General features: G+C 59.5%; 19 protein-coding genes. 9 read left to right on the forward strand and 10 right to left on the reverse strand.

Going from position 1 to position 23,382, the window contains the following annotated elements:
- The first annotated feature begins 23 nt into the window (after positions 1-23).
- Together OK142_RS14680 and OK142_RS14685 are read left to right on the forward strand one after the other, a co-directional pair.
- Complete coding sequence (locus OK142_RS14680; protein ID WP_498683518.1) at positions 24-1,256, forward strand: ABC transporter substrate-binding protein; 1,233 nt, start codon at positions 24-26, stop codon at positions 1,254-1,256.
- A gap of 188 nt (positions 1,257-1,444) precedes the next feature.
- The gene (locus tag OK142_RS14685; protein WP_082182997.1) at positions 1,445-2,557 is read left to right on the forward strand and encodes an ABC transporter ATP-binding protein; all 1,113 of its coding nucleotides are present in this window, start codon (positions 1,445-1,447) and stop codon (positions 2,555-2,557) included.
- A gap of 152 nt (positions 2,558-2,709) precedes the next feature.
- On the opposite strand, the gene OK142_RS14690 is transcribed toward OK142_RS14685, so the two are convergent.
- The gene (locus OK142_RS14690) at positions 2,710-3,195 is read right to left on the reverse strand and encodes a hypothetical protein (protein WP_498683520.1); all 486 of its coding nucleotides are present in this window, start codon (positions 3,193-3,195) and stop codon (positions 2,710-2,712) included.
- 243 nt (positions 3,196-3,438) lie between these two features.
- Here OK142_RS14690 and OK142_RS14695 point away from each other — a divergent pair, with 243 nt between their 5' ends.
- From OK142_RS14695 to OK142_RS14720, 6 genes are all read left to right on the forward strand, one after another.
- Positions 3,439-4,302 (forward strand): MurR/RpiR family transcriptional regulator, encoded by an 864-nt coding sequence (locus OK142_RS14695; protein WP_082182992.1) that lies wholly within the window; start codon positions 3,439-3,441, stop codon positions 4,300-4,302.
- A gap of 84 nt (positions 4,303-4,386) precedes the next feature.
- Positions 4,387-5,169: an SDR family oxidoreductase gene (locus OK142_RS14700; RefSeq protein ID WP_498683524.1), complete on the forward strand. Its 783-nt coding sequence runs from the start codon at positions 4,387-4,389 to the stop codon at positions 5,167-5,169.
- Positions 5,170-5,213: 44 nt separating this feature from the next.
- Positions 5,214-7,133: a beta-N-acetylhexosaminidase gene (locus tag OK142_RS14705; RefSeq protein WP_498683525.1), complete on the forward strand. Its 1,920-nt coding sequence runs from the start codon at positions 5,214-5,216 to the stop codon at positions 7,131-7,133.
- Between the two features lie 12 nt (positions 7,134-7,145).
- A complete protein-coding gene (locus OK142_RS14710; protein WP_498683526.1) occupies positions 7,146-8,579 on the forward strand; it encodes a M81 family metallopeptidase in 1,434 nt (477 codons plus the stop codon).
- Between the two features lie 62 nt (positions 8,580-8,641).
- Positions 8,642-9,847 carry an MFS transporter gene (locus OK142_RS14715; protein ID WP_498683527.1) on the forward strand — a complete coding sequence of 402 codons (1,206 nt, stop codon included), beginning with the start codon at positions 8,642-8,644 and terminating at the stop codon, positions 9,845-9,847.
- Between the two features lie 79 nt (positions 9,848-9,926).
- Positions 9,927-10,667, forward strand: coding sequence for a copper homeostasis protein CutC (locus tag OK142_RS14720; protein WP_498683529.1), 741 nt, complete (start codon positions 9,927-9,929; stop codon positions 10,665-10,667).
- On the opposite strand, the gene OK142_RS14725 is transcribed toward OK142_RS14720, so the two are convergent.
- The 7 genes from OK142_RS14725 to OK142_RS14755 all read right to left on the reverse strand — a co-directional run bounded on the left by OK142_RS14725 (position 10,633) and on the right by OK142_RS14755 (position 20,315).
- Positions 10,633-11,784 (reverse strand): glycosyltransferase family protein, encoded by a 1,152-nt coding sequence (locus tag OK142_RS14725; RefSeq protein WP_498683531.1) that lies wholly within the window; start codon positions 11,782-11,784, stop codon positions 10,633-10,635. The two genes, OK142_RS14720 and OK142_RS14725, sit on opposite strands and share 35 nt — an antisense overlap.
- The gene (locus OK142_RS14730; protein WP_498683532.1) at positions 11,781-13,028 is read right to left on the reverse strand and encodes a glycosyltransferase family 4 protein; all 1,248 of its coding nucleotides are present in this window, start codon (positions 13,026-13,028) and stop codon (positions 11,781-11,783) included. Before OK142_RS14730 ends, OK142_RS14725 begins: the two co-directional genes overlap by 4 nt.
- Before the next feature lie 43 nt (positions 13,029-13,071).
- Entirely contained in the window at positions 13,072-14,280 is a 1,209-nt protein-coding gene (locus OK142_RS14735) for a glycosyltransferase family protein (RefSeq protein ID WP_035241152.1), read from the reverse strand.
- Positions 14,281-14,352: 72 nt separating this feature from the next.
- A complete protein-coding gene (locus OK142_RS14740) occupies positions 14,353-15,528 on the reverse strand; it encodes an ABC transporter permease (RefSeq protein WP_498683534.1) in 1,176 nt (391 codons plus the stop codon).
- Positions 15,525-16,523 (reverse strand): ABC transporter permease, encoded by a 999-nt coding sequence (locus OK142_RS14745; RefSeq protein ID WP_137038283.1) that lies wholly within the window; start codon positions 16,521-16,523, stop codon positions 15,525-15,527. The genes OK142_RS14740 and OK142_RS14745 overlap by 4 nt, the downstream gene beginning before the upstream one ends.
- Position 16,524: 1 nt before the next feature.
- Entirely contained in the window at positions 16,525-18,426 is a 1,902-nt protein-coding gene (locus tag OK142_RS14750; protein WP_498683537.1) for an ABC transporter substrate-binding protein, read from the reverse strand.
- Positions 18,423-20,315, reverse strand: a complete 1,893-nt coding sequence (locus OK142_RS14755; protein ID WP_498683538.1) for an ABC transporter ATP-binding protein — start codon at positions 20,313-20,315, stop codon at positions 18,423-18,425. The genes OK142_RS14750 and OK142_RS14755 overlap by 4 nt, the downstream gene beginning before the upstream one ends.
- Positions 20,316-20,526: 211 nt before the next feature.
- Between OK142_RS14755 and OK142_RS14760 the strand changes: the two genes are divergently transcribed.
- Positions 20,527-21,489: a glycosyltransferase family 32 protein gene (locus tag OK142_RS14760; protein ID WP_498683540.1), complete on the forward strand. Its 963-nt coding sequence runs from the start codon at positions 20,527-20,529 to the stop codon at positions 21,487-21,489.
- Here the strand turns inward: OK142_RS14760 and OK142_RS14765 are convergent.
- Both OK142_RS14765 and OK142_RS14770 read right to left on the reverse strand, forming a co-directional pair.
- Complete coding sequence (locus OK142_RS14765; protein ID WP_498683541.1) at positions 21,481-22,224, reverse strand: polysaccharide deacetylase family protein; 744 nt, start codon at positions 22,222-22,224, stop codon at positions 21,481-21,483. The genes OK142_RS14760 and OK142_RS14765 overlap by 9 nt on opposite strands.
- A complete protein-coding gene (locus OK142_RS14770; protein WP_498683542.1) occupies positions 22,221-23,318 on the reverse strand; it encodes a glycosyltransferase family 4 protein in 1,098 nt (365 codons plus the stop codon). The genes OK142_RS14765 and OK142_RS14770 overlap by 4 nt, the downstream gene beginning before the upstream one ends.
- Positions 23,319-23,382: the final 64 nt, after the last annotated feature.

The raw sequence follows: 23,382 nt of genomic DNA on the forward strand, positions 1-23,382 counted from the left end.
CACCAGAAAATGGGAGACTACCTATGGCACTGAAACATTACGGATTGGCGCTTTGCGCTTTCGCATTTGCCGGTTCCACTGCCCTTGGCACGGTGACGGCGCATGCCGCCGACAAGGAGATCAGCTGGATCTATTGCGGCGACAAGATGGACCCCATCCATGAGAAGTATATCAAGGAATGGGAAGGCAAGAATGCAGGCTGGAAAGTCGTGCCTGAAGTCGTCGGCTGGGCTCAGTGCCAGGACAAGGCAACCACGCTCGCTGCTGCCGGCACCCCGGTCGCCATGGCCTATGTCGGTTCGCGCACGCTGAAGCAGTTCGCGCAGAACGACCTCATCGTTCCGGTGCCGATGACGGAAGACGAAAAGAAGACCTATTACCCCAACATCGTCGACACGGTCACCTTCGAGGATACGCAGTGGGGCGTGCCGGTCGCTTTCTCGACCAAGGCGCTCTACTGGAACAAGGACCTCTTCAAGCAGGCTGGCCTCGACCCGGAAACGCCGCCGAAGACCTGGGCTGAAGAAATTGCCTTCGCCAAGCAGATCAAGGAAAAGACCGGCATCGCCGGTTACGGTCTTCCCGCCAAGACCTTCGACAACACCATGCACCAGTTCATGCACTGGGTTTACACCAACAACGGCAAGGTTATCGACGGCGACAAGATCACTGTCGACAGCCCGCAGGTTGTTGCAGCCCTTACGGCCTACAAGGACATCACGCCCTATTCCGTCGAAGGTCCGACCGCCTATGAGCAGAACGAAATCCGCGCCATCTTCCTCGATGGCAAGGTTGGCATGATCCAGGCCGGCTCGGGTGCAGCAACCCGCCTGCAGGAAACCAAGATCAACTGGGGCATCGCGACCCTGCCGCTCGGCCCTGAAGCCAAGGGTCCCGGCACGCTGCTCATCACCGACAGCCTTGCGATCTTCAAGGGAACGGGCGTGGAAGAAAAGGCGACCGAATTCGCCAAGTTCATCACTTCGCCCGGCCCGCAGGGCGAATACGAGTTGCAGGGCGGCGCTGGCCTCACCCCGCTTCGTCCGTCGCCGAAGGTTGATGAATTCATCGCCAAGGACCCCTTCTGGAAGCCGCTGATCGACGGTATCGCCTATGGTGGTCCCGAGCCGCTCTTCACCGACTACAAGGGCTTCCAGGACACGATGATCGAGATGGTACAGTCTGTCGTTACCGGCAAGGCTACGCCGGAGGATGCCGCGAAGAAGGCCTCGTCCGCTCTCGAGCAGTATAAGTAATCCACATTGACAAGGTTGCGGGCGAAGGCCGCCCGCAACCGACATATTTCGCCGCGGGAGTGCCTGCCGCCATTAGGGCCGCTCCTTCCCGTGTTTTTTAACGGTTCCGATCCGACACGGTTTTTTTCCATGTTGCGGAACGTCTCTGAACGCAGCCTGATGTCGGCTGGTGACGGGAGAGGCAAGTTTTGGGTCAGCTTTATCTCAATAACGTCCGCAAGAACTATGGACATTTCGAAGTCATCAAGGGCGTTCAGCTCGACATCAGGGATGGCGAGTTCGTCGTTTTTGTCGGCCCCTCGGGATGCGGAAAATCCACATTGCTGCGCATGATCGCCGGCCTTGAGGATATTACCGCCGGCGACGTCGTCATCAACGGCGTCAAGGTCAATGAATTGCCGCCGGTAAAACGCGGCATTGCCATGGTGTTCCAGTCCTATGCGCTCTACCCGCATATGACAGTTTTCGAAAACATTGCTTTTCCCCTCCGCGTCGAAAAGATGGAAGAGAGCAAGATCAAGGAAAAGGTTGAGGGGGTTGCCAAGATCCTGCAACTCGACCAGCGCCTGCAGCAGCGCCCCGGCATGTTGTCCGGTGGCCAGCGCCAGCGCGTGGCGATCGGTCGTGCCATCGTTCGCGAACCGAAGATATTCCTGTTCGACGAGCCGCTTTCCAACCTCGATGCGGCACTTCGCGCCGACATGCGCATCGAGCTCACCAATCTTCACCGGACGCTGCAGGCGACGATGATCTACGTGACGCACGATCAGGTGGAGGCCATGACCATGGCCGATCGTATCGTCGTGCTGAATGCCGGCGAAATTGCCCAGGTCGGTGCGCCGCTGGAGCTCTATCATAAGCCGGCGAACCTCTTCGTTGCGGGTTTCATCGGCAATCCGAAAATGAACTTCCTGAAGGTCACCTGCAAATCCGCCAGCGCCGATGGCGTGACCGTGGAATATGAGGGCCAGACGATCACCGTGCCGGTGGAGCCTCGCCCCGGTCTCGAAGGCGCGCAGCTGACGCTCGGCATTCGCCCGGAACATACAGGTCTTGAAACGGCCGACCTGAATATCAAGATCGCGCCCAGCGTCATTGAGCGGCTTGGGGTCAATACTATCGCTTACGGTGTTGCTCCGACGGGCGAGAACTATTGCGCGCTTCTTTCCGGTTCCGCGCCGGTTGTCGTCGATGAGCCTATTGTCACCGGCATCAAGGCGTCGGATTGCCATCTGTTTGATGAGAGCGGTATCGCGCTGGAACGGCGCGTCGACCTTTCAGTCCTCAAGCTGATACAATAAAGGGCAGGAACCGGGCCATGAAATCTGTTTCCCCATGCCCGGTTTTTCCTGACGCGATCCATTCCCGGCGGTTTTCTTCCGCCTTCTCCGGACGAAAAAATAACGCCGGGCTTTCGGCCCGGCGCTCGGATATTTCTCGCAAAAGCGTTGGATCAAGGCATCGGGTTGGGCATGTAGCCGGTGAAACCGCTGATTTTCCAGCGGCCCTCATGCAGCCGGCAATAATAGAGCGTCTGCCATTTCATGACGTCGAAGCTGCCATCGGCCTTGCGAAGCCCGCCATCGAACTTCTTGCGAACCAGCGCGGTCTCACCTTCCACTTCGATGTCTTCCAGCGTGGTGGTCGTAAAGATCGCATCGCGCGGGTCTTCGGCGAATTGCTGGGTTTGGAAATCCTGCGCCTGTCGCAGCCATTCGTCGCGATAGGCCACGAGCGACGGGAAGGACAGACGCCAGTTGTCCGGGTTTGCGTCCCGGTTGGCATTGATGCCGAGGAAGCCCTCTTCGACGAAATCATCCGCGACCTTCGACCAGTCGGCGGCGAGGAATGCGTCGATGTCCCGCGTCACCAGCATCTCCCAGATGGAATGGCGGGCGACGTCTGTTTCGGGAAAGGGGTTTTTGAAGGGATCGCGCATGATTCAGGTCCATTGTTGAAATTATTTTCAGGATTTGGAGATTTCTCTGGCGAAGATTGTTGGCATATGCTCATCTCGCAATCAACAGAGAAAATGATTTTCAAATCAAAGGTGTCCATCGTGTCGTCAATGGGACGAAGCATGGTTGATTCATGGGTGTGTACGGTTGACGGGCGTCTCGGATTAGGATGCATCGGTAACGGGGCCAAGCCTTAAGTTTTGGCGGAACGGAGACCGGTGAGCATGGATATTTTCGCAAGGATTCAGGAAGACAAGGGGCAGTTCTCGCAATCGGAGCGGCGCATCGCCGAGATTCTGGTTTCGGACTTCGAATTCGCCGTCAATGCCTCTATCATCGAGCTTGCCGCTCGCGCCGAGGTTTCGCCGCCGACGGTGACGCGCTTCTGCCGGCGTCTCGGCTGCCAGAGCTTTTCGGATTTCAAGGTCAGCCTTGCCAAGACCGCCTATGTGGGCATCCGTTATCTCACCTCGGAACCCACAAGCACCGGCCCGTCGGATGTGGCCGAGGAAGTGCTTGCGAAAGCGCAGGAAGCACTTTTCCTGTTGCACAAGACGCTCGATCCCGCTCTTGCCGACGAAGCGGCGATCAAGATCGCCAATAGCGGCATGATCTATGCCTTTGGTGCCGGCGGTAATTCCTCGATGATCGCGTCGGAAATCCAGAACCGGCTGTTTCGCCTGGGCCTGCGCGTCTCCACCAGCGCCGACCATAGCATGCAATTGATGATGGCCGCTGCCGCGCGGAAGGAAGATGTCATCATCGGTTCCTCCTTTTCCGGGCGCAACATGGAACTGGTGAAATGCTTCAAGGTGGCGCGGGAAATGGGGGTCACCACCATCGCGCTTACCCAGAGCGACACGCCCGTTGCCATGGCCGCCGATATGGTGGTGGCCGTCAACGTGCCTGAAGGAAACAATATCTTCCGCCCGACCTCATCGCGTTACGCCTATCTGGCCGCCGTCGATATTCTGGCGACCCTTGCTGCCTATCATCACCGGCAACGGTCGATGGTGACCCTGCGTCACATCAAGCAGCAACTTGTGGAACATCGCGATCCGGATGACCGGCAATTGCTGGGTGACTGAAGGCGGGAAAGTAAACACTGTGAGCGGTTTGCCTGAAGAACCCGCTCCGAGACCGATTGGAAAGCTTCGAAGGAGTGGCATGAGATGCAGGACAGGAAAGACCGGGTCGCCGTCGTAACGGGGGCGGCAGGTGACATAGGCCGGGCAATTGCCGCGGCGCTTTCTGAAAGCCATGCGAAGGTGGTGCTGGTGGATATCGATCCCGACGCCCTTTCCAATGCACTTTCCCTGCTTTCCGGTCCCGCTTTCGTTTCGAAAACCTGTGATGTCACCGATCCGCAGGACCTTGCAAGGCTGGCCGCGGAGGTCGCGGAGCTTGGTGATGTTGCGACCCTCGTCAACAATGCAGGGGCTGCAAGGGCGGTCAGCCTGCACGACACGACCGCCGAAATATGGCGCAAGGACAATACCCTCAATCTGGAAGCACCGTTTCTCTGCTTCAGGGCTTTCGAAGAGGCGCTGAAGCGAACGCAGGGGTCCGTGGTCAATATCAGTTCCGTCAACGGCATGGCTGTGTTCGGCCATCCCGCCTATAGCGCGGCAAAGGCGGGGCTGATCCATCTGACGAAGCTGATCGCCGTCGAATACGGTAAATTCGGCATCCGTTCCAATGCCGTTGCGCCGGGCACTGTGCGCACGCAGGCGTGGGAGGCGCGGGCGGCGGTCAATCCTCAGGTCTTCGAGGAAGCGAAGCACTGGTATCCGCTGCAGCGCATCGTGAGACCCGAAGATGTGGCCAACGCCGTGGCCTTTCTGGCCGGTCCACATGCCGCCGCCATCAGCGGCGTGTGCCTGCCGGTCGACTGCGGGCTGACGGCGGGGCAGGCCCCGCTTGCCCGTACTTTCTCGCAATCCGAACACTACTGATCGAAGCCCTTTCGGGGGCGCAATGCGCAATAAAGGGGAGCATCATGGCGCTCGCACATTATCGTCTTGAAAATTCGTGGCATCCGCTCGCAGAGTCCGCATCGGGTGGTTTCACCTTCACCCTGTTCAATCTCTCCCGTGAGCCGCTGAAAGATTTCCGGATCGTCTACACGTCCCTCACCCGGACGGTGGACAAGCCGGTTTGCGGCAATGCCGTTTATCTGCGCCGCAATGCCAATTTCCATGAATTTGCGCCGCCGCCCGGTTTCGTGCTCGAAGCCGGTAAATCCTGGCGTTTCACCGTCGATGGTCTGCTGAGACCCGCCCGCCATCGCACGGATGGCGCGAAATCCGCCTATGTTAGCCTTGCCGACGGTACGCATCGCGCCGTTGCTGTCGGCGATTTGATGCTGGACGGGCGTCACAGCGAGCCGGCGCCGGTTCTGCTTCCTGAAGGGAAGCTTGACCTGCCCTTCGCCATCCAGCCATGGCCAGCGGAAATCGATGCCGAGCCGGGCGAGACCTTCCCCGTCGCACTTTTCCCGACGGAGGATGCAAAGGCTGAGGAAGTGCTTGCGGTGGAAACCGTGCTGTCGCTGTTCCGCAGGCTTTTTGCCGTTGGGCATGTGCCTTTCAGCCTTGCGCCGGTTCATGAGGGCAAACCGCTTCGCTTCAAGAAACATAGCGGCCTGGAGGCGGAAGGTTATCGCCTGTCTTTCTCCGATGAAGCTGTTGTCGTGGAATATTCGGCCGCTGCCGGTCTGCAATATGGCCTGACGGTGCTGGCGCAATTGCTGCATGGCGCGCGGATCGATCCCAAGTTTCGCTTCCCGGCCTCCGGCACCATCACCGATGCACCGCGTTACAGCTGGCGCGGTTGCCATCTGGATGTTTCGCGGCAATTCTATCCGACTGATGATGTCGTGCGGCTGATCGATATTCTCGCATGGCTGCGTATGAACAGGTTTCATTGGCATCTGACGGATGACGAGGCGTGGCGGCTTGAAATCAAGGCCTATCCGCTGCTGACAACCGTTGGCGCAACCCGCGGTCCGGATACGCCGCTTCTGCCGCAGCTCGGCAACGGGGCCGAGCCCGTTTCCGGCTATTACAGCCAGGACGATGTGCGCAAGGTCGTTGCGCATGCGGCCGCATTGAACGTCGAGATCGTGCCGGAGGTCGATATTCCCGGCCATAGCACTGCGGCTCTCGTTGCCTATCCGGACCTGACAGACGGGCAGGAAGCGCCGGACAGCTACCGTTCGGTGCAGGGCTACCCCAACAATGCGCTCAACCCCGCCATCGAGCCGACCTATGAGTTCCTCGGCAAGATATTCGACGAGATGGTGGAGCTGTTCCCATCGCGGCTGATCCACATTGGTGGCGACGAGGTTGCGGATGGTTCCTGGCTTGCCTCGCCGCTTGCCAAGTCGTTGATGGAAAAGGAAGGGCTCGACGGCACCTTCGGCATCCAGTCCTATTTCATGAAGCGCATCCAGGGGATGCTGCATGAGCGTGGCCGCCAGCTTGCCGGCTGGGACGAAGTTTCGCATGGTGGCGGCGTCGATCCGGCTGGAACATTGCTGATGGCCTGGCAGAAGCCGGAAGTTGGCCTTGAGCTTGCAAAGCAGGGTTATGACGTGGTGATGACGCCGGGACAGGCCTATTATCTCGACATGGTACAGGATGAGGCCTGGCAGGAGCCCGGCGCAAGCTGGGCCGGCACCGTTCCGCCTTCGCACACCTATGCCTATGAGGCGGTCGGCGACTTCCCGGAGGAATTGAAGGAGCGGATGAAAGGCGTTCAGGCCTGCATCTGGTCGGAGCATTTCCTCAACCGCGCCTATTTCAACCATCTGGTTTTCCCGAGGCTGCCGGCCATTGCCGAGGCGGCGTGGACCCCGAAGGCGCAGAAGGACTGGCTGCGTTTTTCCGCCATCGTCCCCTTGAACCCGGTTTATTGAGGGGCAGGCGAGATGCGTATTGCCGTTGGTGGTATTCATACCGAATGCAGCACCTATTCGCCGGTGCTGATGCGCCAGGAAGACTTTCGCGTTTTCCGCGGCGCAGAGTTGCCGGAAGCCGAGTACTTCAATTTCCTCGGCGAAGGCGGGGCGGAGGTGTTGCCGTTGCTTCATGCGCGGGCGGTGCCGGGTGGTCCGGTATCGCGCGCGGCCTATGACGCGTTCAAGCAGGAATTTCTCGAGCGTCTGAAGGCTTCACTGCCGCTGGATGGACTTTATCTCGCAATGCACGGCGCGATGAATGTCGAAGGCATGGACGATGCGGAGGGCGACTGGATTTCCAGCGCCCGCGCCGTGGTCGGGCCAGATGTGATCATTTCCGCCAGCTACGACCTGCACGGCAATGTCAGCCAGACGATTGTCGATCAGCTGGATATATTCGCCGGCTACCGAACTGCGCCACATATCGATGTGCGCGAGACGATGGTGCGGGCGTGGACGATGCTCATCAAGGCTCTGAAAACAGGTGAGAAGCCCGGCGTGGCCTGGGCGAAAATCCCCGTGCTGCTGCCGGGTGAAAAGACCTCCACGGAAGATGAACCGGCCAAAAGCCTCTATGCCGTCCTGCCGGATCACGATACCCGTCCGGGCATATGGGATGCGAATTTCATGATCGGTTACGTCTGGGCAGACGAACCAAGGGCAACGGCCTGCGCAGTGGTGACGGGGACGGACAGGCAGGCCGCGCAAGCGGTTGCCGCCGAGATCGCGCAATCCTACTGGAATGCCCGGCAGGATTTCCGTTTCGGCCCCGTGACCGAACCGCTCGGGGCCATTCTGGATATTGCGGAAAAAACGGCCACCAGCCCGATCATTCTCGCAGACTCGGGTGACAATCCGACCGGCGGCGGCGTGGGCGATCGCGCCGATGTTCTGGCGGCGCTGATTAAACGCAACTGGCAGGGCGCTTTGATGGGCGGCATCACCGACAGGCCGGCCGTCGAAGCCTGCTTTGCGGCAGGTGAGAACGCGACGCTTTCCCTGAAGATTGGCGGCAGCCTAGATCCGGAGAGCCCGTCCGTCACGGTCGAAGCCCATGTTCTGAAACTGGACGATCCCGGTGCTGCGGATCAGCGGCAGGCGGTGGTCGGCATCGGCGGCATCATCGTCATTCTGGCCGCAAGGCGCAGGCCCTATCACATGATCGCGGATTTCACCCGTCTGGGCTTCGATCCGAAGGCTGTGAGGCTGCTGGTCGTCAAATCCGGTTATCTTTCGCCGGAGTTGGCGCCGATCGCCAATCCCAATCTCATGGCGCTGACGGAGGGGGTTATCAATCAGGATATCGAAAATCTTCCCAATCGCCGCCGGGAAGGCGATTTTTACCCATGGAAGCCTCATTTCGACTATATCCCGAAACCCATCCTTTCGGCCCGCTGGCGATGACGGCGGTTCGATAGCTTTTATCCAGCGATCCGGCGATGCCGGATCATCTCAGGCGAATATCCATGCCGTCGGCTCTTTTCATCGTTATCAATAATCCGTCGATCCGCATCGGGGCGCTCGCCATTCTGTTTTTCGGGTTTTCGAATGCAGCCACCGCTCCCTATCAGGCGGTCATCGGCATTCGCGAAATCGGGCTCAGCAACACCGTCTATTCCCTGCTGATGCTGTTTGCCGCCGTCATCAATGTCAGCGCCAGCGTATTGATGGGCATCGTCGCCGACAGGCTGGGCGAATATCGCAAGCCCATGCTGCTCATCGCGCTCTTCGGCGTCAGCGGCTACCTGCTGGTTTATCTCGTCGGTAACGCCATGGCTTTCATCAGTGCGAAGCTGGTCCTCCTGCCGATTTTCGGGGCGATGAATTCGCTGATCTTTGCACATGTGCGCGCCGATGCCCGTAATCTTTCGACGGGTGACATGATCGCCGTGAATTCGATCATGCGGGCCACCATCTCGCTGTCCTGGGTGCTGGTGCCTGGTATCGTCGGTATCTTTCTGGTGAATTCCGGCAATATGCTGCTGGCTTTCCTGTTCTCGGGTATTTGTGCGCTTATCTGCTTTCTGCTTGTCGCCTTTTGCCTGCCGCGCGCTGCCACGCCGGCGACCGTGAACACCGAAGCGCGGTTCGGCCTGCGCGCCTCGCTCGCGGAAATCGGGTCGCGGCGGGTGCTGCTGCGGATCATTGCCATCGCCTTGATCTGCTCGATGCTGCATCTCAATGATTCCATACGTTCGCTGATCATAACGGGTCAGGCGCAGGGCACGGTCGCGGATATCGGTATCGTGGCGGGTATCGTCGCGGCGCTGGAAATCGTTTTCATTCTCCTGTGGGGCTGGATCGAGAAAAAGGTGCCGCAAACGCTGACGCTGGCGGCGGGAGCGGTGCTTTATGCCATCTATCTCATCCTGCAGGGGCTCGCTTCCGCGCCATGGCACATTTACGCACAAACCGTCATCAGCGCGCTGGGCGCGGCGGCCATCATCAGTATCCCGATTACCTATCTGCAGGAGCTGATCGCGGATCGGCCGGGGCTTGGAAGCTCGCTGATCGCCGTCAATATCTTCCTTGGTGCCGGTCTGGGTGCGCTGATTTTCGCCCTGGGCACATTTGTCACAAGCTATTCGGGAACCTCCATTCTGGGAGCAGTTGTGGGTCTCGGCGGCGTTTACATGCTCTATGCGCTTGATGGGACGGGTCGCCGCAGGTAGAGCGTCGGGCCGAAAAGTGTGGGCGGCTTTCGGATAACCCGGTGCGTGAACAGAGCACGTTCGAATGAAAGAGGTTACGATGATTCTCGAGATTTGCGTGGACGATGTGGCCGGGCTGGAAGCGGCGGTCAGGGGCGGTGCCGATCGTATCGAGCTCTGCGCGGCATTGTCCGGTGGCGGCGTCACACCGTCTGCGGGTTTCATGCAGCGGGCGGCGGCCTATGGATTACCGGTCAGCGTGATGATCAGACCGCGCGCCGGTGATTTCGTGTTCACGCGTGACGAAGCCGATGTGATGAAACGCGATATTGATGCGGCGCGTGCTGCGGGGCTTTCCGGCGTGGTGCTCGGCGCATCGCTTGGCGACGGATCGCTTGATATTCCACTGCTCGAGGAATTGCGCCGCCACGCCGATGGACTGGATTTGACGCTGCACCGGGCGATTGATGTCGTTCCCGACATGGAGGAGGCTCTGGAGGCCGCGATTGCGCTCGGTTTCCCGAGAATTCTGACCTCCGGCGGCGCGCGTTCGGCGCTTGAGGGCATGGAGACGCTGGCGCGATTATCCGAGAGGGCCGCTGGCCGGATCGTCATCATGCCAGGTGCGGGCGTGCGTCCACAGATCGTGCAGACATTGCTGGACCGCTTTCCGATCACGGAAATCCACGCATCCTGTTCCGCCGTTCCATCTTATGATCCGGAAAGCAAGGTTGCGAAGCTCGGTTTCACCGGCGATGGGCGCAAGGGAACAGACGAAGCGGCGGTTCGCGAATTAAAGGCGATCCTCACCGCTCATCAAAAAGGCGGAGCAAGGCTCTAGCCGTTCCGGCAGCGCCGTCGAGATCGAGTTTGATCGTATCCGGGCCTGGCAGAGCCAATGCGGCCCTGATGGCATCTGCCATGGATTGCGCGGAGATATCTTTCTCCTCCAGCACCTGCGCCAGTCCCAGCCGCGCCAGTCGTTCGGCGCGGGCGCTCTGTTCCGTTTCGCCGCCCGCCGCGAAGGGGATCAGAAGCGAGCGGCATTTTGCCTGAAGAATATCGCAGACGGTGTTGTAGCCGGCCTGCGAAACCGAAAGCCGCGCGCCGGCAAGCAGGCTTGCGAAATCCTTGCGGAAACGGAAGACGGATACGTTGTCCGCCGCCTCAGCCGAGATTGCCTCGAAATCCACCTGTGGCATGTTGGGGCCGGTGACGAGGCACCAATTTTTGATGCCGTCCAGCAACGGGGCGGCTTCAAGTGCCGCTCGTACGAGCGTTGCTCCCACCGCGCCACCGCCTGCGGAAACGACGATATCGAATTTCTCCGCCGGTTCGGGGGGTGGCAGCGGTGCAACAAGACCCGTATAGACGATGCGCTGGCTGATTTCATCGGCAAGGGGGAAGGTCTCTTCCAGCCGGGCAAAATCCGGATCGCCATGAACCAGCACCGCGTCGAAATGTTTTTTCACCAGCGACACGGTTTCTTCGTCCCGGCCCGGTTTGGTTTTTTCCTGCAGAATGTCGCGTAGCGACGTCATGACGAGCGGGCGCGGTTCGCTGTCCTCGATCTCATCCAGAAGCGGCAGCAATTCGAAACGCACTTGTCTGCGGCCAAAGGGGAAAGCCTCGATGATGACGATATCCGGTTTTGCACCGTGATAGGCGCCGATCAGCATGTCTGTTCGAAGCTTTTTGAAGTCGTCATCCACCGGTTTGCCGGAACTGTCGACAAGGCCGGAAAAGCTGCCATCGCTGACGGCGATGGGCGGCAATTCGACGTGGCGGATGCCTTCACCGGGAAAGCCCGGAACCGGGGTGCCGCCCGTTACCAGAACGACATCGAAACCATCCGCCTGAAGGGCGTTGGCAATGCGGCTGGCGCGGGCGATATGGCCGATACCCAGAAGATGCTGGACGTAAAAGAAAACGACGGGGCGTTTTTCCATGTCGGTCATGGCGTTTTTTCCCACTCGGTCTCGAACAGGGCCTTCAGCTCGGCAATGCTGGTGCGATTGTCAAAGGCGGTTCTGACACGGTTTTCAGCAGCACTTCCCAGACGCTGGCGCAATTGCGGATCGGTGATGGCAGTGCGCAGAGCTTCAGTGAAGGCGGCCGGATTTTCCGGCTCGGTCAGCAGCCCGTTTTCGCCGCTGACGAAGAATTCCGGAATGCCTGATATATTGGTGGAAATACAGGTCATTGCCTGGCTGGCGGCCTCGACCAGCACATTGGGGAGGCCGTCACGATCACCATCGCTGGTGATGCGGCAGGCAAGGGCGAAGAGGTCCGCCTCCCGGTAATTCTCCAGCACCTGCTTCTGGTCCATGGCCCCGGTCCAGACGATCCTGTCGGCAATGCCAAGCTCGTCGGCAAGTTTCTTCAGCGCTGCAAGTTCGTCACCGCCGCCGATATGGGTGAAGCGCCAATGGATATCCTGCGGAAGCGAGGCCAGGGCCTGCAACAGAATGTCGATGCCCTTTTTCTTGACCGCGCGGCCGACACTCAAAATCCTGACCGGATCGTCAGCGTCTGAACCATCTCTTTGCGGACGAGGGGCGTCGAAATGCGGGAAGCGGGTGAGATCAAGCCCATGATAACTTAGGTGCACATTCTGCTTGGATCCGGAAAGGTCGCGAAGGTGCTGAAAGCCGCTCGCCGTGCAGGTCACGGCCCAGCGGGCGCTTTGCAGCTTGGCGGCAAGGTCACGGTCGCTCGAGGTCCAGATGTCCTTCGCGTGCGCCGAAATCGTCCAGGGTGTGCCGGTGATGAGATGGGTATAGGCGGCGACCGAGGCGGGTGTGTGGATGAAATGGACATGCAGCCATTCGGCATCCGCTGGCCATTCGTGGGCAAGCACGGCGGCCTGCCCAAAACGGCGGAAGCGGTTGCGGCTGAGATCATGCGGCAGATCGCTGAAAAAGCGGCGGAGCGCCTTGGTGAAGCCCGGCTTTTTGCGGCAGGCCCACAGCGCCTTCAGCACGCGGATCGGCTCCTCATGCAGATATTCCGGCAGGTAGGTGACGGGCGCGCGGATCTCATCATGAACGGGGTGGCGTTTTTTATCCGTCGGCCGGCGCATGGACATCAGTTCCAGCGTGAGCCCGGCCTTTTCGAGCCCCAGAAGTTCCTGGGCGATGAAAGTCTCGGACAGGCGCGGATAGCCCTTGAGGAGCACCACGATTTTTTTTGTATCTGTCACGTTGCGCGTGTCTCTTTTGAAGCGGTGATTGTCAGGGAACCGGTCACGCGGTCAGCGTGATCGGCGCCCGCTCGCCCTCGGGCGGCAGCCATTCGGCGATCCGTTTCGAGATGTTTTCCAGACCGTCGAGCTTCAGATCCCGCGAATTGACGGAGGGCGGTGCACGGTTTGGCAGCGCCTTGAGAGCCGCCGCCATTTTTGCGGGGTTCTCGGCATCCTCCGGCAGAAGCATGTCGAAAAGGCCGAGTTCCGACGCGCGGCTGGCGCGGATAAGCTGCTCTTCCCTCGGCACCGTACGCGGTACAACGAGGGCGGGCTTGTCGAAGGACAAAATCTCGCAGACGGTATTATAGCCGCCCATCGACACGACGGCTTGCGCGCCGGCAACGAGGTCTTCCATGCGATTGTCGAATTCGATGATCTCGATATGCGGGATATCGGCAACGCTGCTCATGAAGCGCTGGCGCTGATCCGCCGGCATATAGGGGCCGAGCACCACCAGCGCCTTGTGCGTCAGTTCGCTGTCATGGCGGTAGGCATTGATGACGTCGTCAATCAGCTCGCTGCCATCGCCGCCGCCGCCGGTGGTGATGAGAAGATAGTCGCCTTCCGGCCGGTGCGCCACGGTTTCCGCCTGCGTTTTCGACCGCTGCAGGAAACCGACGAAATCCATCTTGTCGCGAACGTTCTTAGGAACATCGAGCCCCGTCAGCGGGTCGTGGAAATCCGGCGGACCGTAGACCCAGACATGGTCATAGAACTGGCCGATCTTGGTCATGACGTTATTGCGCTTCCACTCCGCTTCGAGCAGTTGCGGCGCATCCATGACATCGCGCAGGCCGATGACGAGCTTGGTTCCCTGCCCCTTGAGATAGGCCAGCGTCTCCTCCACCTCGCCGCGAAGGCCCATGGGCTCCTTGTCGACGATGAAGATATCCGGCTTAAAGCTTTCGGCGGTATGATAGATGATGGAGCGGCGCATCTTCAGCGTTTCCTGAAGATCGATATGCCTGTCCATCGAGGTGTATTCCCCGTTGCGCAGCTTGATGACGCTCGGAATTTTCACGAAATCGACGCGGGCGCGATAATCGAAAGCGCCGGCGATGGTCGCGCCGGAAATGATGAGAACGTTGAGGCCGCGATAATCCTCCACCAGTGCATGCGCAATCGTGCGACACCGCCGCAGATGGCCGAGGCCGAAGGAATCGTGGCTGTACATGAGGATACGCGCGTCGTTCAAACGGGAGGTCATGGGCCACACCTCTTTTTGCCTTTCACAAAAAAGGCGATGGCGGAAGAGCAGTTCATCAAAAGGTGTTCCATTTTATCTGAAGGGATCCGCAGCATCACGTAGTCCGTCACCGAAGAAATTAAAGGCCAGAATGACGAGAACGACCGGGATCGTCGGTATGAGAAGCCACGGATATAGCGCAATGACGCTGACGCTGCGCGCCTCCGTGAGCAGAATTCCCCAACTTGTGATCGGTGGCCTGAGGCCGAGGCCGAGGAAGCTCAGCGCGGTTTCGCCGAGAATCATGCCCGGTATCGTCAGCGTTGCCGAAGCGATGAGGTGCGACATGAAGCCGGGGATAAGGTGTCTGCCAATTATGCGCGGCGTGCCCGCACCCATCAATTGCGCAGCCAAAACATAGTCTTCTTCGCGAAGCGCCAGCAATTTGGAGCGCACGGCGCGCGCCAGTCCCGTCCAGTCCAGCATGCCGAGAATGATGGTGATGCCGAGATAGACGAGGATTGGGCTCCAGGTCACGGGCATGATCGCCGCAAGCGCCAGCCATAGCGGAATGCTCGGGATGGATTGCAGGACCTCGATGATGCGCTGAACGATGAGATCGAAGGTGCCGCCGCGATAACCGGCTAAACCGCCGATCACAATGCCGAGAACAAAGCTCATGGCGACGCCGAGGAGGCCGATGGTCAGCGAGATGCGTGCGCCGTAGATGATGCGCGACAGCACGTCGCGTCCCAGCCGGTCGGTGCCGAGCAGGAACATTTCACCGCCTTCGGCGGGGCACACGAGGTGGGTTCTGCCGTCAAACATGCCCCAGAAACGGTAGGTATCGCCCTTGCAGAAGAAGCGCAGCGGCTGGATATCCGTCGGTACATCGCGGTAAACGCGCCTCAGATTGTCCATGTCGAGTGTCATTTCCCGACCATAGACAAAGGGGCCGACAAATTTGCCGTCATTGAAGAGGTGAATAGCCTGCGGCGGAGCGTAGATATGCTCGATATTGCGGGTGTGGAGATTATACGGCGCCAGGAACTCGCTGATCAGGATCGAGAGATAAAGCACCACCAGAAAAGCGCCGGACCACACCGCGATCTTGTGCTGGCGGAACTGCCACCACATGAGCCGCAACTGCGACGCCTTGCTGAAGGCCGCCATTCCGGACGTGTTGGGTTCGATGAGCGACGGATCGAATGGCGCCGTCGAGACGTAATGGGGCAGTGCTTCGCCTGAGTTCGGGATGGATGAAGTCATTTGACGTTACCACCTCCAAAGCGAATTCTCGGGTCGAGTATGGCAAGGGCGATGTCTGATACCAGAACGCCGATCACCGTCAGGAAAGCAAGAAACATCAGGAACGAACCGGCGAGATACATATCCTGGCTCTGCAGCGCCCGGATGAGCATCGGACCGGTGGTTTCGAGCGACAGGACGACGGCGGTGATTTCCGCGCCGGAAATGATGGCAGGCAGGATCGAGCCGATGTCCGAAATGAAGAAATTCAACGCCATGCGCAGGGGATATTTGATCAGCACCTTGAAGGGGTGAAGCCCCTTGGCGCGCGCCGTTACGACATATTGTTTCTGCAATTCGTCCAGAAGGTTGGCGCGCAGGCGGCGGATCATGCCGGCCGTGCCGGCCGTGCCGATGATGAGGACGGGGATCCAGATATGTTCGAGGATCGACCTGAACTTCGCCCAGCTCATCGCCTGGTTCAGATATTCCCGGTCCATCAGATGGCCGATGGAAATGCCGAACCAGATATTGGCGAAATACATCAGGATCAGCGCCAGCATGAAGTTGGGGATGGCGATGCCGAGCAGGCCGAGGAAGGTCAGGCCGTAGTCACCCCAGCTGTATTTGTGGGTGGCGGAATAGATGCCGATCGGGAATGCGAGGAGCCATGTGACGATGATGGTGACGAAGGACACCAGAACCGTCAGCCACAGGCGATCCCCCACCACATCGCTGACGGGCAGCTGATATTCGAAAGAGTAACCGAAATCGCCGACCAGCATGCCGGTTGCCCAGCGGAAGTAGCGGATCGGCGCTGGCTGATCGAAGCCATAGCGGGTACGCAGCTCCTCGATTTCGGCAAGGTTCGCCGTCTCGCCCATGGCGCGCAGTTCGGCGACATAGCTTTCGAAATAATCGCCCGGCGGCAATTCGATGATGGTGAAGACCAGCATCGATATCAGGATCAGCGTGGGGATCATGACGAGGATGCGCTTGAGAATATACCGCAGCATATCAGGCGTCTCCGTCGTACCAGAAGGCATCCGGCAGGTAGACGCCGAGATACGAGGTGGGTTCATAGCCGAAAAGCGCCTTTTCCGGCACGTTTCGCATGCGTTTGACATGGACGACGGGCTGAAGCGCGCCGTTGACAATGCCGATGGAAAACACCTGCTGTGTATATATTCCCAGCATCTCCAGCCAGATGGCTTCGCGTTCTTCCTCGGTGACGCTTCGGCGCCATTTCTTCAGGAGATCGAGCAGATGGGCGGCCTCCGGCAGATCGGGCTCCTTGCCTTCACGTCCGCCGGAGAGATAGTGGATGCCCCAGACCGGCCACTGCAGCTGGTCGTCGCCGGTGGGTGCGAGGCCGGAGGGCAGCATGTCGGGCGTCGGCACGCCATTGTCCATGCCCATCCATACCGACATCAGCACCTCGCCGCCCATGGCGCGCTTGCGGAAGACATCGCGCTGCGTGGGGCGGACGGAAACCGCAATGCCGACGTGACGCCAGTGATCCGTCACCAGTTCCATCACGTCGGTCTCAAGCGTGCTTTCGCCTGTTGTCTCGACGATGATATAGGCCGGACGGCCGTCCGGCAGGAGCCTTATGCCGGCACTGTCGCGCTTGTCGAGACCCACCTCATCGAGCAGCCTGTTGGCCGTCGCCCGGTCGAAGGCGCTCCAGGCTTCTGCGAATTCCGGCCGGTAAAGCGGGCTTTCCGGCAGAACGGTGTCGGCGCTTTCCTTCGCCAGCCCGTAAAAGCAGACCATGTTGATTTCGTGCCGGTTGATCGCCAGCGATAGCGCGCGGCGCACGCGCACATCCTGGAAATAGCCACGCCACACCGGATCGGCGCAATTGAGATTAGGCAAAAGTGCGATGCGCGACCCTTGAGAGCGCTTGTAGAGGTTGACCTTCAGGGGGAAGCGCTTTTCGGCATCCTTCAGAAAGGTGTAGTCAGCGAAATCGAGGCCGAAATATTGCAGGTCGCTGTCGCCAGATGCTGTCTTGGCCGAGATAATGTCGGACGAGGTGACGTTCAGCAGGAACCGGTCGAGATAAGGCAGTTGCAGGCCGTTTTCATCGACACGGTGATAATAGGGGTTGCGTTCGAACACGAACTGTTCGGCTGGCGGCGAGGTGGTGTTTCGCCATGCGTCGAGCGTCGGCAAAGCGGGATTTTCCGGCCGGACCTGCCGCGACATCTTGATATGTAGCCCGCTCCAGTCATCCGTCTTGTTTTTCTTGATGAGCTTGGCGAGGTTTTCTGCAGTCTGATATTTGATGTGGAACTGCTTCATATAGGCGGCGGGAAGGAACAGCCGCGCCGGTGAGGCGGCCGCGAGCTTCGCCAGAAAATCCGGGTTCGGACCTTCCCAGGTGTAACGCACCGTCAGCTGGTCGATGACCTCGATCAGGGGAGGCTGGTTATTGACCAGAAGTTCGATCGGAGGACCGCCCTTGTGGATTTCCTTATTGAGGGCGACATCCTCCCAGAAATAGCGGAAATCCTCTGAGGTGAGGTCACTGCCGTCGGACCATTTGTGACCCTCACGCAGCTTGAAGGTGAAGATGCGCTCTTCCTGAACATCGTAGCTTTCCAGAATATCCGGATGAAGCTCGAATTTTTCGTCATAACCGACAAGGCGGGCATAGTTGCTGATCGGCATAAGCCTGATATCGCGCTGGCCGCCAATCAGCATGCGCACGGAGCCGCCGTGTTTGCCCGGCTCGCGGCCAAGCGCCTTCATGTCGATGACGCGCGGATTTTTTGGCAGGCGTTCCGCTATATCAGGCAATTCGCCCTTTTCCCGCTTTTCCTTGAAGTAGGCAGGGTCGGTATAGGCGGCGCGTGCATAGGCCGGCAAAAAGACAGAGGCCAGCAAGGCAAGGGTGGTGCGGCGCGTGATCAAGGGCGGAGCTCCCGGATATCGGCATTGCCGTTTGCGAGAACGAAATGGCCGTCACCCAGATCGGCAGAGATCATTTCGCCGTCACCCTCATCGCGGAACTGTTTGCCCCAGTCGAACTTGCCGGTCGCGCTGATCTTGCCGATGGTGCGGAAATCGAGCGGACGGTCGAGATCGGGGAAGGGCACGGCCGCCAGCAGCGATTTGGTATAGGGATGCACGGGTGAGCGCATCATGACCTCCCGCGGCGCCAGCTCAACGATACGGCCCTCGCACATCACGGCCACGCGGTCGGCCATGTAATCCACCACTGCCAGATTGTGCGAGATGAAGAGGTAGGTAAGCCCGAGGTCCTTTTGCAGATCCTTGAGCAGGTTGAGAATTTGCGCCTGCACGGAGACATCGAGGGCGGAGACGGGTTCGTCGCAGATCAGCAGCTCGGGACCGAGCGCGAGGGCTCTGGCAATGCCGATACGCTGCCTCTGGCCGCCGGAGAAACTGTGCGGGTAACGGTTCAGCGCACTTTCTCCAAGACCGATGGCCTTGACGAGGTTGCGGACTTTTTCCGCGCGGTAATTCGCATCGCCCCGCCCATGGATTTGAAGCGGTTCACTGAGAATGTTGCCCACGGTCATGCGCGGCGAAAGCGATGAGATCGGGTCCTGGAAGACCATCTGTATCTTCGAGCGCAACTCCTTGAGATCGCCGTCCCTGGCATTGAGGACATCAATATCGCCCTGCGGCCGGTGAAAGGTCACGGAGCCTTCGTCCGGGCGAACGGCGCGCATGAGGATCTTGCTGACGGTTGTCTTGCCGCTGCCGCTTTCGCCGACCAGTCCGAGGCATTCGCCCCGGCGGATGTCAAAACTGACGCTGTTGACCGCCTTGGTGGCATGGGCATCGCCTTTGCGGAACCAGCTGGACTTGCGGGTCGTGAAGGTCTTGCTGATATTGTCCACCGTCAGGAGCGGGCCGGGGGTCTTGTTGACTGCGGCGGTTTTCTTGCCGACAAGGCTTTCATGATCGACGGTGATCTCGCGCAGCGCCTTCAGCCTCTCGCCGGGCTTCATGTCGAAATGCGGCACCGCGGCCATCAGGCCCTTGAGATAGGGATGGCTTGGTGATTTGAAAATGTCGTCGACCGTGCCCGCTTCCATGATCTCGCCCTGATAGATCACGGCCACTTCATCGGCGATGTTTGCCACCACGCCGAGATCATGGGTGATGAGCAGCATGCTCATGTTGAGCCGGCTCTGCAGATCGCGCAGGAGTTTGAGGATTTGCGCCTGGATGGTCACATCAAGCGCCGTCGTCGGCTCGTCGGCAATAAGAAGCGCCGGGCGACAGATCAGCGCCATGGCGATCATGGCGCGCTGGCGCATGCCGCCCGACAATTCGAAGGGATACATGTTCACGACCTTCTTCGGGTTGGAAAACCCTACAAGATCCAGCGTTTCATGCATTTTTTCCGCGCGCTCGGCCGGCGACAGGATGCTGTGGATTCTCAGCGCCTCGTCGATCTGGTTGCCGATGGTGTGCAGCGGTGAAAAAGACGTCATCGGCTCCTGAAAAATCAGCCCGATGCGATTTCCGCGGATGGCCCGTATCTCCCGGCCGTCCTTCGGCAATTGCAGCAGATCGACGGGGCCGGCGGCGGTATTTTTAGGATCGGTAAAGAGCACGCGGCCGTTCACGCGGGCCGTCTTGGGGTGAATACCCATGATCGTCTGGCCGATGACGGATTTTCCGGAGCCGGACTCGCCGACCAGCGCGGTTACTTTGCCCGGAAGAATGCGGAGGCTGGCGCCTCTCACGGCTTCAATGGTGCCACCCATAAGAGAAAACGAGACCCGCAGGTTTTCAATACGGAGCAAATCTGCGCCTGCGCTCATGCCAAAGGGTTCCTTGCCGTCTCTTTATCGTTGCCTTGTGACAACTTGCTCAGGAGGGCTTAAATTCACGTTATCGCAGGGTTTGTTGTCTGTCTATGCTTCTGAAACATCGAATTGTTTAGCAAATTCAAAGCCGGCTTCTGAAACCTGACGGCTTGCGCGACGGCTCTTGTTTGACGATATGTTAACGAGCGTTTCTGGATGAGGATCCATGTCCGACAAGAAATATTACGATGCCCAGCTGGACAGAGCCCGGCAGTTGCAAAACGAAGGCCTGTATGGGGAAGCGCATGCGCTTCTCCTATCGCTGGTTGCAGTAAAAGACGGGCACCTGATGGGCGAGGAAACAGTGCTCGGCTTGCCGCGCAGGCTTCATTCCGCGCGGCTGCGTCTCGCCAAGGCCGAAGGCGATATGGTCGCCAGGATCGGCTATCAATATACGCTGGTTCCGCCGCCGCGGGTGCTGGCAAAATATGCACAATTTTCGCCTGAAGAGCGCCGCACGATCAACCTGAAAAGCAGGGAGGAGGTGCCGAGGCTCATTCACCAGATATGGATTGGTGAAAAGGCCCCGCCCGCATCGATCAAGGCCTGGGCTTCCCATGCGGCCTCACACGGTTACGAGTATCGCCTCTGGCGCGAGGCCGATCTTGAGCGGGAAGGCGTGTTTGCAAACGACGTCTTCAGAACGATGCTGGATCAGGGCGATTATCCGGGAGCGGTGGATGTGGCCCGTTACATTCTGCTGGAACGTTTCGGCGGCATCTATCTCGATTGTGACTGGTATCCGGCGAGGGACGATCTGAGTTTCGACGCTTTCCTGCCCTTGATGGGGCTGACGGCGTTTGATGAAAAAACGCCGCGCGATACCGGGCAGGGCAGCATGCTTCTTGCCAATTCCTTTATCGCTACTCCGGCCGGCCATCCCGTCTTTCGCAGGATGCTGGCGGCCTTTCCCGGCATCATCGAGGAGATGCCGCGCGCGCCGGCCTGGTGGTCGACAGGGCCGCTGATCTTCACCGTCATTGCCCGGGCGGGAAGCATCAGCCTTGCACCTGCATCCTTTGTTGCCGCCTCTCTTCCCGATCGCGCGCCGTTTGAGGCGGTGGAAGCGATCAGGCGAGAAGGTGCCACCGAGGCGGGCGGCCTGCTGATTGCCTGGAAGTCATGGTGAAATTTCGTTGACAAGGTCTGCCGAGGAACGCCAGCGGGCGGCGGGATGCCCGGCGGTCACCTCGAAAAGCCGTCTCAGAAAACGCCAGACATTGTCGTCATGCACGAGATGATGGGTGAGAATACCGGTGGCGCCTCCACTCTCCGCAGTCGTTAAGATACGGGCGGCGGTTTCGGCGAAAAGGATGTCATCGTCACGGCCACCTCGGCTGCCATGCCAGTCGATGACGTCGACATGGGTGTTCAGGCAGGGCGGCAGGGTGTTTTTCTCCGGGCCGAAAACTGAAAGCGCGCCATATCCGAGGCCCGTCAGCCCCTCCACGATGCTGGCATCTATCCGGTTCCACGGCGGAACGAGCATCGGCACCAGGCGCGCACCGTGCAGATCGTGCAGCTTTTCCAGCCCGGATTGCAGTTCGTCGAGAACGATGGACAGGTCGCGATGCGCTCCGAGTTCCTGTTTCTTTTCTTTCTCGCCGGCATAATTCGTATGGGACCAGCCATGGACGGCGATCTCGGCGATGTTCGAAGCATCCAGATGCCGTGCGAGCCTGTCCGTGGTCATTTCGGGAATGACCGCGAGCGTGACCGGAGCGGAAAAGCTGCCGCAAAGATCGAGCAGCGTGTCGAGCGCTTGTGTCGGCTCCACCGCATCGTCGTCTCTCAGCCAGAGATCGGCGGTTATGCCGCGCCGTCCGCATTCGTCCAGTGCCGCTACGAGTTTTTCCAGACTCATGATGTTCGTGCCTTTGCTCGCAACAGGATATGGTTCAGTTCTTTCGCGGCGTTTTGCAAAGACCGTTCATCCTTGACGAATTGTCGGGCCGCCCTTGCCATTTCTTCACGCCGCCTGTCATTGCCGAGCAGGGTTTCAATTGCTCCGGCATAGGCGGCTTTATCATTTTCTGGTGTCAGTAATCCGGTGGTTCCGGATTTCACCACTTCGGGAACACCTGCCACTTCTTCGGCCACCACGGGCAGCCCGGCCGCCTGCGCTTCAAGATAGGCAAGACCATAGGCTTCGCCATGCCCAGGCCAGACGTAAAGGGACGCTTTGGAAAGAAGAGCAGCGATTTCCGTCGCGGTTTTTTCCCCGTGCCAGACAAGGCGGTGAGCGGGAAAAGAGCTGAACAGGGCTTCCACGGCCGCGCGTTCCGGCCCGTCGCCGACGATATCCAGCGTCCAGTGCACCTCCTGCGGCAAGAGGGCAAGCGCTTCGGAAAGCGCGCGGTAGCTGTCGAGCTTGTCCCCCGCCCGCATCATGGCGACGGTGATCAGCCTTGCCGGCGTCGCGCGAGGCTCGTTTTCGAGAAAGGCGCTGGCGTCGATAAAGGGTTGCAAGGTCGCATGGTGGATTGTGGGGGAGGCGCGCAGAAGCCCCTCGCGATCGCGCGCGGTGAAGCAGATATTGACGGCGGCGGCATTCAGTGTGGCCAGCAATTCGTCCTGAACCGCCTGCCAGCCCATGCCGTTGCGCTTCGGGGAATAGGAGGCCTCGGCGGTGACGTAGGGAATATCGAAACGCCTGCCCAGTTCCGGCCCGAGCAAATCCGGGGCCTTGTAATAGGGGTGATAACAAAACCAGAGGTCCGGTGCGCCCTGCTTTCGCCAGCGCTCTGCAATGGTCTCGATTTCGCGTTTGGCCGCATCGGTGAGCAAGGTCCGCGCCGGATCATCCGCCTGTTTCAGAAAGCTGCGCAACTCGGAGGCGACGGAAACCTCATGGCCGCCCATGGCCATCGCCGTCATCAGCAGACGGGCCATCAACCGGTCGCCGGAGGGAACGGGATGGTTGGGCGATTTGAGCGGCGAATAAAAGGCGATCTTCATGCCGATGGTTGTGCGTTGGCTGCGGCTGCGGCGTCAACCGGAATTTGAAAGGTCGCAGCCTTGA

The organism is Agrobacterium sp. BT-220-3 (assembly GCF_025910175.1).
GTDB classification, from domain to species: domain Bacteria; phylum Pseudomonadota; class Alphaproteobacteria; order Rhizobiales; family Rhizobiaceae; genus Agrobacterium; species Agrobacterium oryzihabitans.